The sequence below is a fragment of the Kitasatospora sp. NPDC001175 genome (assembly GCF_053598215.1).
Genome location: NZ_JBSFJU010000004.1, coordinates 100,058 through 115,335 on the forward strand (window position 1 = coordinate 100,058; position 15,278 = coordinate 115,335).

Annotated in this window: 9 protein-coding genes; 2 read left to right on the forward strand and 7 right to left on the reverse strand. The window is 71.5% G+C overall.

All coding sequences use genetic code 11. The features are described 5' to 3' along the window. Positions 1-21 precede the first annotated feature (21 nt). From ACWDAK_RS04790 to ACWDAK_RS04815, 6 genes are all read right to left on the reverse strand, one after another. Complete coding sequence (locus ACWDAK_RS04790) at positions 22-1,110, reverse strand: hypothetical protein (protein WP_427393092.1); 1,089 nt, start codon at positions 1,108-1,110, stop codon at positions 22-24. Positions 1,111-1,248: 138 nt separating this feature from the next. After that, positions 1,249-3,546: a WXG100-like domain-containing protein gene (locus tag ACWDAK_RS04795; protein WP_427393093.1), complete on the reverse strand. Its 2,298-nt coding sequence runs from the start codon at positions 3,544-3,546 to the stop codon at positions 1,249-1,251. Positions 3,547-3,579: 33 nt separating this feature from the next. Next, positions 3,580-4,131, reverse strand: coding sequence for a hypothetical protein (locus ACWDAK_RS04800; protein WP_344634425.1), 552 nt, complete (start codon positions 4,129-4,131; stop codon positions 3,580-3,582). Positions 4,132-4,226: 95 nt separating this feature from the next. Continuing rightward, positions 4,227-6,392, reverse strand: a complete 2,166-nt coding sequence (locus tag ACWDAK_RS04805; RefSeq protein ID WP_427393094.1) for a WD40 repeat domain-containing protein — start codon at positions 6,390-6,392, stop codon at positions 4,227-4,229. A gap of 44 nt (positions 6,393-6,436) precedes the next feature. After that, a complete protein-coding gene (locus ACWDAK_RS04810; RefSeq protein WP_427393095.1) occupies positions 6,437-7,006 on the reverse strand; it encodes a GNAT family N-acetyltransferase in 570 nt (189 codons plus the stop codon). 401 nt (positions 7,007-7,407) lie between these two features. Beyond that, positions 7,408-7,806: a winged helix-turn-helix transcriptional regulator gene (locus ACWDAK_RS04815; RefSeq protein WP_344634422.1), complete on the reverse strand. Its 399-nt coding sequence runs from the start codon at positions 7,804-7,806 to the stop codon at positions 7,408-7,410. Between the two features lie 90 nt (positions 7,807-7,896). Here ACWDAK_RS04815 and ACWDAK_RS04820 point away from each other — a divergent pair, with 90 nt between their 5' ends. Continuing rightward, positions 7,897-8,646 carry an SDR family oxidoreductase gene (locus ACWDAK_RS04820; RefSeq protein ID WP_427393096.1) on the forward strand — a complete coding sequence of 250 codons (750 nt, stop codon included), beginning with the start codon at positions 7,897-7,899 and terminating at the stop codon, positions 8,644-8,646. Positions 8,647-8,904: 258 nt separating this feature from the next. Here the strand turns inward: ACWDAK_RS04820 and ACWDAK_RS04825 are convergent, their stop codons facing one another. Continuing rightward, a complete protein-coding gene (locus ACWDAK_RS04825) occupies positions 8,905-11,214 on the reverse strand; it encodes an ATP-binding protein (RefSeq protein WP_427393097.1) in 2,310 nt (769 codons plus the stop codon). A 209-nt stretch (positions 11,215-11,423) separates the two neighbouring features. Between ACWDAK_RS04825 and ACWDAK_RS04830 the strand changes: the two genes are divergently transcribed. Continuing rightward, positions 11,424-15,266 (forward strand): DUF6531 domain-containing protein, encoded by a 3,843-nt coding sequence (locus ACWDAK_RS04830; RefSeq protein WP_427393098.1) that lies wholly within the window; start codon positions 11,424-11,426, stop codon positions 15,264-15,266. Positions 15,267-15,278: the final 12 nt, after the last annotated feature.

Sequence of the window (15,278 nt, forward strand, 5' to 3'; positions counted from 1 at the left end):
GATTACCTCAACGCCTTCCGGTCAGCGGTTCTTTCCACGGGCGATGTCGCCCAGAGTGGCACGGGGAGGAATGGGAAGAGTCGGGCTCCCCGGGATGTTAGGCGACTGGGGAATCGCCGGGCCGGCCTGGAGCTGGTCGTCGTCCCGGTTCAGGTCGGAGATCGCCGAGTCCTCCGCGTTCTGGTAGCCCTGGGCCATGGCCTTCAGGCCGTCGGCTACGAAGTGCAGGCCGTCCGGGAGGCCCTTGAGGGACTTCTGGGTGTCCGCGGTGTACTTCAGATAGCCCTTGTCACCCTCGGCGAACTGCTTGCCCGACTCGTCGTTCCCCCACGGCTTGTTCGCCTCCATGCTGGAGAGGAAGCCGGTCAGGCTGGTGACCAGCTGGGAGATCTGGTCGGCGGCGGCGAGCAGCGGGGAGACCGCTGCCTGGTACTGGGCCGGGTCGACCCGGAATCCCGAACCGGCCGAAGCTCCGCCACCGCCGCCACCGCCGGCCGGCTGACTCGCCGAGACGGGATTCGCGGCCACGGCAGCCGTACGGCCCCGCAGGGGCTGGAGCGGGCTGGCCGAATCCCGCAGCCGCCCGAGCTCGACCGGCTGCGCGGCCGTCAGGTTCAGCGGCTGCGCGTCGACCATCCGCCGCGTTTCGGTCGGTTGCAGGGCATCTGCGCGCTGGAAGGCTTCGGTCGGTTGCAGGGCATCTGCGCGCTGGAAGGCTTCGGTCGGTTGCAGGGCATCTGCGCGCTGGAAGGCTTCGGTCGGTTGCAGGGCATCCGTACGCTGGAAGGCTTCGGTCGGTTGCAGGGCATCTGCGCGCTGGAAAGCTTCGGTCGGTTGCAGGGCATCTGCGCGCTGGAAGGCTTCGGTCGGCTGCAAGGCATCCGCACGCTGCAACGGCGTGACCTCGGTCGGCTCCACCATGCCCACCCGCGGCGTGACCTCGGTCGGTTCTGCAAGGCCCACCCGCGGCGTGGCCTGGACGAACGGCTCCTCGGCGACGCCGATCCGAGGCTGGAACTCGGGCGTCTCGGCGACCCCGATCCGCGGCTCCGCGACGGTCATCCGGACCCGCTCGGCCTCTAGGGGCACCGATTCCTCCCGGGCCATCATGGTCGGCTGCTGGTCGAGTTGGTCATCCATGGCGCTTCCGTATCCACGAGGTCGGGGTACCGACGGTCTGCTGACCGGCAGTTCGGTGCGGGCGGCTGCTCCGCTGCGGGCAACTCAGGCTCAGGAGCGGCACGTTCATCACCCGGCCGGGGTCTCGAAGGCGCCCGCAGTGGCGAGCTTGGCCAGTGCCGCGCGCAGGAACGGGCTGGGCACCTGGTACCCGCCCTCCTCCCGGATCTTCCCGCGCTCGGGCTTTGCGCCCTCCGCCGCCTCAGCGGGCGCCCCCATCGAAGCAGCTGGCGCCCCCGCCGAAGCAGCGGGTGCCGGCTCCGCGTCCGGCCTGCCGCGCCGGGCAGCGACGTCCCGGGCACGGTCGAGGTACGCGTCCGCCGCGCTCTCGGTCTGCTCGGCAGCCGTCTTCGCCTCACCGGTCGAGCCGGTCGGACCAGCCGAACCGCCGTCGCCGCCGGACGGCGCCTCCGCGCCCTCCGTCGGCGCGAGCTTCGCCGCCGCCTCGGGCCCGAGTACCGCGCTCGCCAACTGCGTCAGGATCTCCTGCTGCTGCTTCTCCGGCTCGGGCTCGGGCCCCTCCGCCGCCGCAGGTATCGGAGCGTCCGTACGGACGGCGTCCAGCCAGCGCTGCCGCATCCGCTGCCACCGGCGGTCGCCCTCGTGCCGGGTCGCCTGACCGAGCACGCCGGAGTCGGACAGCAGCAGCTCCTCCTCTTCCTCGCCCTCAGCTCCAAAGCGGGTCGGTCGGACGAACTTGGTCCCGCGCCGCCCGTCCCGCTTGCCGCCGCCCATGCCACCGGGCATGTGGGCACCGCCCATCCCGGCCGGACCGGTCGTACGGCCTGCGGCGCCACCGGCGGCGCCGGCACCGCCACCCGCGAGCCCGCCCGCCCGCCCGGCCACACCCGAGCCGGCGATGCCCCGCCCGGCCAAACCGCTGCCGCCGGACGCACCCGCTCGGCCCGCGCCTCCAGCGGACGAACCGCCCAGGCCGCCGAACGCGGCGGCACCACCGGCCCCGCCACCGACGCCGCCGCCAAGCCCGCCACCGAGGCTGCCCTTGCCGCCGAGCGCGCCCTTCGGCGCTCCTCCGAGCGCGCCCCCCGAGCCACCGCTGCCGAACGGGGTAGCAAGGCCGAACGAGCCGCCGGTCCCGTGCGATCCCTGACCGGGCAGGTCGCCGCTGCCCCAGGGCTTCAGGCCGGGGCCCGCAGTCGTCTCCGTGCCGTTGGGCAGGTTGCCGAGGCCGTCCAGGCTGAGATTCGGCCTGGAATCGCCGGAGAGCGGCTTGAAGTGTGGCACCCCGCCGTTGGCACCCGGGTCGTAGGGCTGGAACTGCGGCGTCGGCGCAGTGAACGGACGCATCCCGGGCAGGCAGCGCCCGTCCCCACGGCCGCCCGTACCGCCCGAGCCGCCGTCGGACCCGTACGAGCCCTGCCCGTCGGCTCCGCCGGGCAGGCGCGGCGAGATCATGCCCGGGAGAGCCGCCCCCGGACCGCCGGGCCCGCCCGTACTGCCCGAGCCGCCGTTGAACCCGTACGAGCCGTGCCCGTCGGCTCCGCCGGGCAGGCGCGGCGAGATCATGCCCGGGAGAGCCGCCCCCGGACCGCCGGACCCGTGCCCGGATCCGCCACCGGGCGCTCCGTCTGGCCCGCCGTCGGCGGTCGGCAGGCTCGGGTCCAGCGATGGCGCGAGCGCGCCGGGCGCACTCAGCGTCTGGGTCCCCGGCATGGCCGGAGCACCCGGCGCGCCCGGCAGCGAGCCCGGAGCACCGGGCCTACCCGGCGCGGGCACCCCGCTGCCACCGAGCCCCGGCCCGCCTCTGGTCGTACCCGAGGTCCCGGTACCGCCGCCAGAGGCACCGTGCAGCGTCGCGGCCTTCGCGGCGCCGTTCATCGCCTCGACGTGGCCGGCGCTCTGCCGGAGCATCCCGTCGACGTTCTGCCCGACCTCGCCGATGTACGTGTGGTACGCCGTGACCGCGTTCTTGATGCCCTCCGACTGCGCTACGTCGTCGTGCTTGCCGCCGGGGTGGCTGGCGATGTACTCCTTCGCGTACTCGAGTTCGCGGATCATCTCCTGCTTGGTCTGCGTCACCGCCCGGTTGGCGCCGTCGAAGGACTGGGCGACGGCGAGGGAGGCGTCGAGCGTGGTCGCCGCGTGCGAGTCGTCCCGCGCCGCGTACTTCTCGTAGTACTGCTGGAAGGCGTCGGCGGCGGAGCCGGACATGTTCGCCATCGCGGTCCGGGCGCTGGACACGATGGAGCGGATGGCCGGGTCGGCGGCCTGGTGCCAGGTCTGCCAGGCGGCGGCGAGTTCGGCCAGCAACTCCTCGTTGCCGTTGGGGAAGACGATGTCCGCGCCGTGCTCGTTGCCCTGGACGTCCTTGAGCACCTCAGCGAGGTCGGACGGCAGCTCGATCATGAGGGGTCACTCTCAGAGGTTGGGTTACAGGACTCAGATCAACTGCGCCTGGTGGCCGCCGCCACCGGCCGGACGCGACGGCGGTTGCCGTTCCGTCGACGCTGACTGGTCCGAGCCGAGGGCCGGTGCGTTCGGGTCCTGGTAGACCACGCCGGTCGGCGCGCGCCAGCCCGGGTCGGTGACCGGCGCGGCGACCGGAGCCACCGGGGCCACGGGCGCGGAGACCGGCGCGGGCGGCATGTCCGGCCCGCCGATCGCCCGCAGCTGGGCCGCTTGCTGATCGTCCGTCTCCCGGTACCGCTGGCACATGGTCAGCAGGTTCTGCGCCATCACCGCCGAGTTCTGCAGGTACTCCTGAATACCGGCCAGCACCTCGTCCTGGTGCTGCGGCAGCCCGCCGACCCCGGACGTGCCGCCGGTCAGGGCGTGCCCCAGCGGGTCCGTGCCGTACGCGACCTCGGTGATCTGCTTCACCACGGCCTGCAGCTTGGCCGTCGGGGCCTGCAGATCCTCCAACATCCTCTGGATCTGCTGCGCCGCGCCCTCGACCACGTCAAGATCGATCTGGAACGAGTTTCCGCTCATGCGTGTTCCACCTCCCCGCCCCCGTTGACTGACTGACCGTCCAGCGCGTGCCGGACGGTAAAACATTCCCGAACGGTCGCCGAGCGGCGACCGGTTCAGAGCTGAGTCGCCCCGCCGGGCCCGACCACGTGCAGGCCGGAGTCGCCGAAGGCGATCGCCAGCGGCACCCGGTCCAGCACCGCCTCGTTCAGCAACGAGCCGCTGGCGAGGTGCCAGAGCCGCAGCGTGGCAGCGGCGTCGCCGGCCGCCAGCAGGACTTCGCCGTCCAGGTTCTGGCAGGCCAGGGCGCGTACCGCCGGCCCGCCGCCGGTCAGCGCGCCGACCTGGCGCCCCTCCCGGACGTCCCACACCCGTACCTCGCCGTCCGCGCTGCCGCCGATCACCACCGGGCGGCCGCCCAGCTCGTCGAAGGCCAGTACCTCGGCCGGCCGCGCCAGCGTGGCGAGCACCGGACCGGCCTGGCCGCTGCCGCCGTGCCAGAGCCGGACCGTCCCGTCCCGGCCCGCCGTGGCGAGCAGCCGGTGTCCGTCCGCCGAGCCCACCGCGAGCGCGGTGACGCCCTCCCGATGGGCCGCCAGGTGCAGCAGCGGGGCACCGCCCACGGCGTCCCGGACCCGGACGGTGCCGTCCTCGCCGCCGGAGGCCAGCACCGGCGTGCCGCCGTCGTGGAAGGCCAGGCAGCTGACCGGGCCGGTGTGCGGGGTCGGTACGGTCAACTGCGCGCCGTCGCTCAGCCGGTGGCCGCGCACCGAGCCGGCGGCCGTGCCGCAGACCAGCAGGTCGGTGGTCAGCGCGAGCGAGCTGACCGGGCCGCCCTCGGGCTCTACGCGGTAGCCCGGCGTCCGCAGGTCCGGGCCGAAGAGCTGCACCGAGCCGTCGCCGTAGCCGACGGCGAGCACCGACTCCCCCACCGCCAGGGCGTTCACGGGAGCGCCCGTGCCCGTACCGGTGCTGAGCGCCGAGCCGTTCGGCCGCCACAGCGAGACCGCGCCGTTCTCGTCGCCCGTCACGATCACGGGTGCGCCGTCGAGCACGGTGGCGGCGAGAGCGGTCGGCCAACCCCCGCCGGCCGGCCAGCCGTGGATCGCCGTACCGGTGTAGACGTCCCACGTGCGGACGGTGCCGTCCAGCGCGCAGGAGGCGAGCACCGGGCGGCCGTCCGCCTCCAGGAAGGCGAGGCCGGTCACCGAGCCGGAGTGGCCGGTGAGTTCGGCGACCGGCTGACCGGTCGCCAGGTCCCACAGCCGTACGGTCTGGTCCAGTCCGGCCGAGGCCAGCACGGCCTGCTCGCCGAGGCTGAGGATGGCCAGCGCGGTGACCCGGGCGCCGTGGCCGACCAGCAGGTGCAGTTGTTCGCCGGAGGCGACGTCCCAGACCCGGACCACGGCGTCGTCGCCGCCGGCCGCCACCAGGTCGAGCCCGGCGCAGTGTGCGTAGCAGAGCGCCGCGGCGCCCTGCTCGCCGACCGAGAGCAGGCCGAGCGAGCGGCCGTCCTCGGCCCGCCAGGCCCGGACCTCGCCCTGGGTGCCGACCGAGAACACCAGAGGGATGCCCTGTACCACGGCGGCGGCCACCTGCTGGGTGCCCTCGCCACCCGAAGTCCCGTGCAGCAGCGCACCCCCGGCGGCGTCCCAGACCTGCACCGAGCCGTCCTCGCTGCCGACCGCGAACAGCTCGCGCTCCCCGGCCGTGCCGAGGGCCAGCGCGCTGGGGCGCAGGCCCGGTTCGTCGCCGGAGCCGCCCAGCGGCTCCTGGTCGTCCAACGCGGCCAGGCCGAAGCCCTGCCCGGGCTCGGCCAGCGCATAGGCGGTCCGGCCGCGGACGGTACCGAGCGCCGCCGCCTGCCGGGTGTCCGGGCCGGTGGTGGTCCGCTCGTCGACCGCGAACAGACCAGCGGCGAGCCGGGCGGGGGCGGCCGGGTCGAGCACCTGCTCGGCCAGCGCCTGGAGGGCGTCCGCCACCGGGGGCACCGGGGTGGTCGTGCCGTCGGCCCAGCTCGCGGGGCCGGCGGACAGGCCGCTGACGGTGAGTCGACGCGCCTCGGGTGCCGCACCGGCGTCGCTGCCGCTGGGCGCGGAGCGCAGTGAGGTGAGCACCCGGGTCAGCACGGCCAGGTCGACCCGCCCGCGGCTGGTGTCACGCCGGGCACCGGCGGTGCGTTCGACCACCAGCGAGCCGTCCAGCCCGAGCGTCAAATCGGTCCGCCCGCCTGGCAGCTGCTCGGCGCCATAGCCGAGCCTTATGCCTGCCGTCTCCGTCATCCGGAACCCTCCCCTGGTACGAACATGTCAGCCCCGACCCGGCGTCAGCACAGGTCCTCAGGCACAACGGTGGCGTAGACAGCATCGCGCAGCGCGTGGTTCCGTGAGTTGCGGAACAGCCTGGGCCGAAATCCCGCCCGGCGGAAGCCGATGTACGCCCCGACCACCTGGATCGGCATGTTGTCGGCCGCCGCGTACGCGTCGATCCGGCGCAACTGGAGCTGCTCGAAGCCGAAGCGGCAGACCAGCCGGAGCGCGCTCGCCGCGATGCGCAGGCTGCGCGCCTCGGGCAGCAGCCAGATGGACGCCTCGGCGACGCCCTCCTCCGGGCGCATGTCGACCAGTTCGGCCCAGCCGGCGGCCCGTCCGCCGTCCAGCACCACCGAGAAGTACGCCGCCACATCGTCCTCCCACAGCCTGGGCGGCACGGTGGCGAGCCAGCGCTCGGCGGAGGCCAGGTCCGGATGGGGGAAGACCGCCTGCATGAACTCGCGCACCAGCGGGTCATGAGTGCCCGCCAGCAGCGTGGCGGCATCCTCGACCGCCGGACGGCGCAGGCTCACCTCACCGTCCGTCAGCGGCTGGAGCTCCCCCAGTGAACTCAGCGGACGCAAATCCCGATCCCTACCCGACGCCTTGTGCGTAGCACATCAGACCATGTCTACGCGCGGTGATCAAGACAAGAAAAGAAACATTCCTGTCAGTTCTGTGTCGAGCCTGCCATGCGCAGGTTACTGAACGGTTAACGGATCAGAGGGTCCGTGTCATGGTCCGGTGCGGGATCCTCGCGTCCTCGCAACACCGGGCCCTCGGCGGCGTTGTGGGTGTCGATGGATCATCCGGCCTGGTCAACCGGCATGTTGGTGCTCATGGAGGATTCCGCGGAGTCGGTCCTGTCGGCGGTTTCCGGCTGCGTGATGCGTCCTGGTGGGTTGGGGGGTTCGCAGGGTGGTCGAGCGTGAGAGGAACCAACGGAACCCGGCGGGCACTGCGCCGCTCCGATGGTTGGCCGCGGTCACGCCTGCCGGCTGTCGTAGTGCTTCTGGGCGGCGAGGAGCTCGTCTCCGTGCTGGCCGTACCATCGGATGAGATCGGTCAGCGGTCCAGCCAGGCTGACACCGAGTTCCGTCAGGCTGTAAGTGACCTGGGGCGGGTTGGTGGGCGCGACATGGCGGGCGACAAGCCCAGCCCGGGCCAGCGCCTTGAGGTTCTGCGACAGCATCTTCTGGCTGATGCCACCCACTCGTGCGTGCAGCCGCGCGAATCGGTGCGGGCCGGCGACGAGGGCCGAGATGATCAGTGTCGCCCAGCGGCTCGTCGTCTGATCCATGATCGGCCTGAGTGCGCACTTGTTGTCGAAGGTGTCATGGGCCAGGAGCCTGGTGGCTGTCGCGACCTGCTCTGTCTCCATCATGACAGCAGCTTACAAAAAAGTACGTACTTCCCAGTGGTAACTGGCTTTCCTACGGTGACTTCCACAAGCACTCATGACCAAGGAGCCACTGTGAGCAGCAACAACGCACGTACGGCGATCGTCACCGGCGCGTCAAAGGGCCTGGGCGCGGGGATCGCCGAGGCTTTGGCCGAGACCGGCGCAGCCGTGGTGGTGAACTACCGGGGGGACGCGGAGGGCGCCGAGCGGGTCGTCGCGGGCATCACCGCCAAGGGCGGCCGGGCGATCGCGGTCCAGGCGGACGTTGCCAGCGGCGACGACGTGCGCCGTCTCTTCGACCGGGCGCGCGAGGCGTACGGCCCGGTCGACGTGCTCGTGAACAACGCGGCCGTCGCCACGTTCGCGCCGCTGTCGGGCATCACCGAGGACGAGTTCCAGCGCGAGATGACCACGAACCTCCTGGGCACGATCCTGACCACGCAGGCCTTGGCCGCGCAGGACGACATCGACGCCGCGTCGATCATCAACGTCTCGACGGCGGGTACGGTCAGCCACCCTCCCTACGCCTCGCTCTACGTCGCGTCCAAGAGCGCTGTCAACGCCTTCACCATCGTCGCGGCCAAGGAACTGGGCCCGCGCGGCATCCGCGTCAACGCGATCATGCCCGGACCGTCGGACACCGAGGGCACCAGGGCCATGGGATACGTCGGGTCGGACCAGGAAGCACAGGCGATCGCCGCCACCCCGCTGGGCCGTACGGGCACCCCGGACGACTACGGCCCGCTGGTGGCCTTCCTGGCTTCCGACGACGCGCGCTGGATCACCGGGGACGTCATCCTCGCTTCCGGCGGCATGCGCTGACGCTGCTCATGCCGTTATCAGGACAGAGCGGAAGGCGAGTCAAGCCGATGGCCACACAGACGAGGTCGTCGAGCGGTTGATGGACCGCGCGGACGCTTAGGGTGCGGCCCTGCTGGGCGGGGGCGGGCTGCTTGATCAACTGGCGCCCAGGCTGTCCGCTCGAGGGAGTCCGGACGCACCCGCCTGGGCCGTCGCAGACGACGGCTGCGGCGCGAGCGATCGTCAGGCGTTCGGGACCGAGCCGTACGGAGTGCCGCACTACTCGCCGGTGATGGTCCGGTCGAGTTCGTCGAGTTCTGCCGCGACCTCTGACTGTCGCGGACTCTTCAGGAGGGCCAGGGCGTTGCCGACGGCGACGAGGGTCTCGCGGGCTTCGTCGTAGCGTGCGAGCCGGCGGAGGACGATGCCGAGGTCGAGCCGGGCCGGCTCGCTCCAGGCGGGCATCTGCGCGGTTTCGAAGTGTGCGAGGGCCTGGCGCAGCGGGGCTTCGGCCTCGGTCCAGCGGTGGAGGGCGGAGAGGTCTTTGCCGACCTCCTGCAGGGCGGCTGCGTGGTACATGGCGATCAGCTCGGCCGGCTGTCCGGGTATGCCGTCCCGGCAGACTGCTTCGCTTCGCCGGTGGACGACCAGCGCCTCCTGCACCCGGCCGGAGACGCGCAGGTACTGGCCCAGCCCGTTAAGCACGCTGAGTTCGGCCAGGCGTCCCTGAGGAGAGGTCAGCGTACCGACGAGGGCGGCCGCCTCCTGGAGCCGCTCGATGCCCTCGCTGGTCCGGCCGAGCTTGTGGAGGGCTCCTGCGGCGTAGGCCAGAGCCCAGGTCTCCTGGAGCGCGTCGGCGACCTCGCGCGCCGCTGTGAGGGCGCGCTCAGCGCTTGCCAGTGCGGCGGGGTGGTCGTGGCGGCAGATGTTGTGGGCCCAGGCGAGGTAGTTGAGGTGGACGGCCTCGTCCCGCCTGCTGCCCAGGGCACGGGCCGACTCGGTGGAGCAGGCGAACACCTCCGCCCACAGGTCCCAGTGCTGGTTCAGGTCGGAGAACCAGTGCATGGCCTCCGCCGCGTCGATGACCTGCTGGTGCCGTCCGGCCGTCCGGGACCGTTGCAGGGCCGCGAGCCACTCGGCCCGTTCGGCCTCCAGCCAGGCGCGGGCCTCCTCGCGGTCGGCGGGCGCGTGGTCGGGGTCGGGGTCGCCGACCGGAGGGTCGAGGTGGCGGTCGGCGTCGAAGCGCAGTGCCGCGGCGGTGGCCCGCCGCAGCACCCACTGAGCGGTCCTGTCCCGTGCGGCCTCGCAGACCTCGGGGCTGTCCTCGGCGGCGAGTTGCTCGGTGGCGAACAGCCTGAGCAGGTCGTGGAAGCGGTAGCGCTCGGCGTCGGGGTCGGGTTGGAGCAGCCCGGCGTCCGTCAACTCCTCGGCGTACCGGGCGGCCTGGGTGACCGGCAGGTCGGCGAGCAGAGCAGCGGTCTCGGGGCTGAAGTCCGGACCGGCCGCGAGGGAGGCCCGGCGGAAGAGGATCCTCGCGGGGTGAGCCAGGTGCTGGTACGACATGGTGAAGGCGGCCCGGATCCGCAGGCTGCCCGCCTGGAGCGTGTCGAGACGCCGCTCCGCCCGGGCGAGTTGGGTGACCAGCTTGGCGACCCGCTCCATGGGCCGCACCGCCAGGCGCTGTCCGGCGATGCGTACGGCCAGCGGCAGGTACCCGCAGAGATCCACCAGGTCCCGGACGGCCTGGGCCTCGTGCCGGACACGCTCCGGGCCGATGATGCGGGTCAGCAGCTCGACGCCTTCCTCGCGCCGCAGCAGGCCGAGAGCGGTGCGGTGGACCGACTCCAGACCGGCCAGGGCGTGACGGCTGGTGACGATCGTCATCGAGCGGCCGGTGCCCGGCAGCAGTGGGCGGACCTGGGACTCCGATGCCGCGTTGTCCAGGACGAGCAGCAGCCGGCGCTCCCTCACCTCGGCCCGGTAGAGCGCGGCCCGGTCGTCCGTTCCGGACGGAATCCCGCTCTCTGCGACGCCCAGTGCCCGCAGCAGCGAGGCGAGCGCGTCGCGCGCGGTGGTCGGCTCGGGATCCATGCCGCGCAGATCGACGACGAACTGCCCGTCCGGGAAGTCGGCGGCGAGGCGGTGCGCGACGTGCACGGCGAAGGCGGTCTTGCCGAGGCCGGGTTGGCCCGCGATCACGGCGACCGGTGGGTGGCCCGGCTCCGCGTTTCGCGCCAGGGCGTGCAGTCGGTCGAGGGCGGGGCCGCGCGCGGTGAAGTCGCCGATGTCACGTGGCAGCACCAAGGCGGGGCGCGTGGCGGTCGCCGCTTCGGGCCTGGGCCGCGGCCGGCCGAGGCTGGCCGACTCCTCCAGTTCCCCGGCGGCTGCGCGGTCCAGCTTCAGTGCCTTGGCGAGCGCCCGCACGGTGCGGCGTTGAGGTCCCTTGGAGCGTCCGCGTTCGAGGTCCGCCAGTGCGCGGACGCTGATTCCCGCGGCGTGGGCCAGGCCCTCCTGGCTGAGCCCAGCGCGCGTCCGCAGAGCGAGCAGCCGGCTCGCGAAGCCGCCTGCGGCCGATGTGCCCGTCCCCACTGCCGATGCCCCCTGATTGTCAGGATTCGCCCCGAATAGCCGTCCCGTACCGGCAGAAGTATGCCGGACCGCAGTTCTGCCGGTGGAACCGCCTGGTGGGTCGTTCGGTCACGATGGTCGACTTGAGGAATCAGTTCGCGGGGACGCCGGTCGTACCGGCCAGGCCTTGCCAGATTTCTTCAGGGCCTGCCCAAGGGGGAGCAACACACGTGGTCGGACAGATAGGTCACGCACTGGCAGATGCCGCGAAGAAGACCGAGCAGGCCCTTGCCCGGGATCTGTCGAAGGCCTACAGCGGAATTCTCAAAGAGACCGAGCAGAAGGGCAAGCAGGTCGCAGAGCAGGTCGCCGAGAATGAGCGAAAGGTCGCTGACGACCTTGCCAGGGGCGGCGGGGGCCACGGAGGGGAGGGCGGCGCCCCGAAACCGCCCGCCGGGCCGGACAGGGGCGAGGGCCGGGAGCCCGACCTCGGCAAGGGGAGGTCGGGAGGCGGTCAGGGCACCGAGGGCAACGGAAAGCTCCAGACCGGCGGCGATCCTGTGGATGTGGTCTCCGGGCAGATGGTCATGACCGCGACCGACCTGGAGCTGCCCGGGCTGCTACCACTGGTCCTACGCCGTGCTTACGCTTCCGGATACCAGGCGGGTACCTTGTTCGGGCCTGGCTGGTCGTCAACGCTCACCCAGCGACTGCAAATTGATCATCTGGGCATCCACTACGCCGGTGACGACGGCCAGATCCTGCACTACCCGGTCCCCGCCCAAGGGCAGGAGGCCTACCCCGAGGACGGCGCGCGCTGGCCGCTCACCTGGGACAGGACAGAAGACACGATCTGCATCGAGGACCCGCAGACCGGCTGGACACGCCACTTCCCCGCACCCCCGGTCACCGAGGGCGATCCCGCGCGCCAGTCTCGGCGCTCGTCCCGGCCCCTGGTGGCGATCACCGACCGCAACGGCAACTGGATCGAGTTCCTGTACGACGCAGAGCGGCTTCCGGTCGAGGTCCGCCGCTCAGGCGGTCGGCCGGTTGCCGTCGACACCGGGTACACCGCCGCCGGCTGGCGGATCGAGGGCCTCCGCCTGCTGGACGACAGCCAGGGCGGTCTGGGCACCACCGTGATGACGTTCGGGTACGACGGCACGGGCCGGCTGCAGCAGGTCGTCAACTCCTCCGGTCTCCCGCTGGTCTACCAGCACGACGACTACGACCGGGTCACGTCCTGGACCGACCGCAACGGCCACTGGTACGCCTACGAATACGGCCTCGACGGCAGGGTCTCCACCGGACGCGGCCCGGTCGGCGCCATGGACGCCGACTTCAGCTACGACCTGGCCAACCGGGTCACCACCATGACCAACAGCCAGGGCGAGCCCACCGAATTCCACTACGACGAGCACAAGCACCTCACCCGGATCGTCGACCCCCTGGGCAACACCACACGCACGGAGCACAACCGCTACGGTCGGCTGCTCTCCTACACCGACCCGCTGGGCAACACCACGCGCCTCACCCTGGACTCCCGCCACGACGTGGTTCGCGTCGACAGTCCCGATGGCACCAACGTCCAGTTCACCTACAACCACCTCCACCAGCCCACCGAGATCCGCACGCCCGGCGGCCTGACCTGGAGTCAGACGTTCGACCGGCGCGGCAACCGCACCGCGATCACCGACCGGTCCGGGGCCACGACCCGCTTCGGGTACACCGAGCACGGCCACCTCGCCAGTGTGACCGACGCCCTCGGCAACACCTCCCGGGCCGAGTGCGACCGAAGCGGACTGCTGATCGCGGCCTCCGACGCTCTCGGTGGCCGTACCGAGTTCCAACGCGACGCCTTCGGCCGGCCCGTGACGATCACCGACGAGCTCGGACAGCGCACCCGGCTCACCTGGACGGTGGAGGGAAAACTCCTCACCCGCCACGACCACACCGGTGCCTCGGAAGCCTGGGCCTACGATCCCGAGGGCAACATGGTGCGCCACACCGACGCGACGGGCGGCGTCACCGAACTCGAGTACACCCACTTCGGTCTGCCGGCCGCCCGGACAACAGTCGACGGCACGCGCTACACCTTCACCCACGACAGCGAACTGCGCCTCACCCAGGTCACCCAGCCGCAGGGCCTGACCTGGAACTACACCCACGACACAGCGGGAAGGCTGACCGGGGAGAGCGACTTCGAGGGGCACGCCTTCCGCTACGCGTACGACGCCGCAGGGCAGCTGACGGAGCGCCGCAACGGCCTGGGCCAGAGCATCGTCTACCGGCTCGACGCAATGGGCCGGGTCGTGTCCAAGGACACGGACGGGCACGTCACCGAGTACGGCTACGACGACGACGGCCGCCTGCTGAGCGCCCGCGACCCCGGCACGGAGCTGACCCGGACCTATGACCCCCTGGACCGTGTGCTCAGCGAGACCGTCGACGGCCGCACGGTCAGCTACGCCTACGACGTGCGCGGCCAGGTGACCGGCCGCCAGACCCCTTCGGGCAGCACCAGCCACTGGACCTACGACCAGTTGGGCAACCCGCAGACGCTCACCTCCGCCGGACACCTCATCACCTTCGACCACGACGCGGCCGGCCGCGAAGTCAACCGCGGCCTCGCGCCGGACCTCACCCTCGCCTTCACGTGGGATCCCGAGAACCGGCTGACCGGCCAGACCCTGTCCGGCACCGCCGGCACGCCCCTGATCCGCCGCACCTACAGCTACCGCGCCGACGGCCAACTGACCGCCCTCACCGAACAGACAGCCGCGAACGCTGCACGCAGCACCTCCTTCCAGCACGACCGGGCCGGAAGAGTGACCGCCGTCCAGGCCGCCGACTGGACCGAGACCTATGCCTACGACCAGGGCGGCCACCTGGTCGGGGCGACCTGGCCGGGCCAGCACGAGGCGGCGACCGGTGGCGAGCATGCCTTCAACGGCTCACTGATCAGCTCCGCCGGGCGCGTCACCTACGAATACGACGCCCAGGGACGGACCACAGCGCGCCAACTGCGCACGCTCTCCGGACGCATCAGGACGTGGCAGTACACCTGGGACGCGGAGAACCACCTCACCGACGTCATCACACCCAGCGGCGACCGCTGGCACTACCGCTACGACCCCCTCGGCCGCCGCATCACCAAGCAGCACTTCGTCGCCGACGGCGAGGCATGGACGCTCCACGAGTGGACCGACTTCAGCTGGGACGGCTACACCCTGGCCGAACAGACCGCACACGGCCCCCACCTGCCCGGCCCCTACACCCTCACCTGGGACCACCGCGGACTGCACCCCGTCGCCCAGAGCGAGCACCTGGCGACCCAGGACGAGACCGACCGCCGGTTCTTCGCCATCGTCACCGACCTGGTCGGCACCCCCACCCACCTCCTCGCACCCGACGGAACACCAGCCTGGGAGCAACGCACCACGCTCTGGGGCCTGCCGGTCACCACCGGCCGGCACAGCACCACCACGCCGCTGCGCTTCCCCGGCCAGTACTACGACCCCGAATCCCGACTCCACTACAACGTTTTCCGCTACTACGACCCCGCAACCGCCCGCTACCTCAGCGCGGACCCGCTCGGCCTCTCACCCGCACCGGACGCCTACGCCTACGTCAGCAACCCACTGCTCGCGTGCGACCCGCTCGGCCTCATGCCACCGAAGCACGATCGCACGAGTGAGTACCCCAAAGGGTACTGGCAGTCCACCCACGACCACATGAGAGCAAATTGGACGTACGAGGGGATCGGGCAAGGTACCGGAGATATTCGTGACGCCAACGGCAAGCGGATACCGAACAAGGATCTGCATTGGTTCGATGCCCAGGGAAATGACATCCCTCCCGGGCAGCAGACCTACGAGCACATAACACCGGTTGTCGACCACTGGAACACCATAGGGAAAAACTCGGACCGGGAGACTCGGAACGAGTTCTTCAACGACACTGCGCACATGGAGGCAATGTCAAGGAGTCAGAACTCGAGCGGTGGTGGCACAATGTCCCAAATGGGACAGCACTACACGCAGCAAACCGGAGCGAGCTACAAAAAAGACTAGCCGTACCGTGGA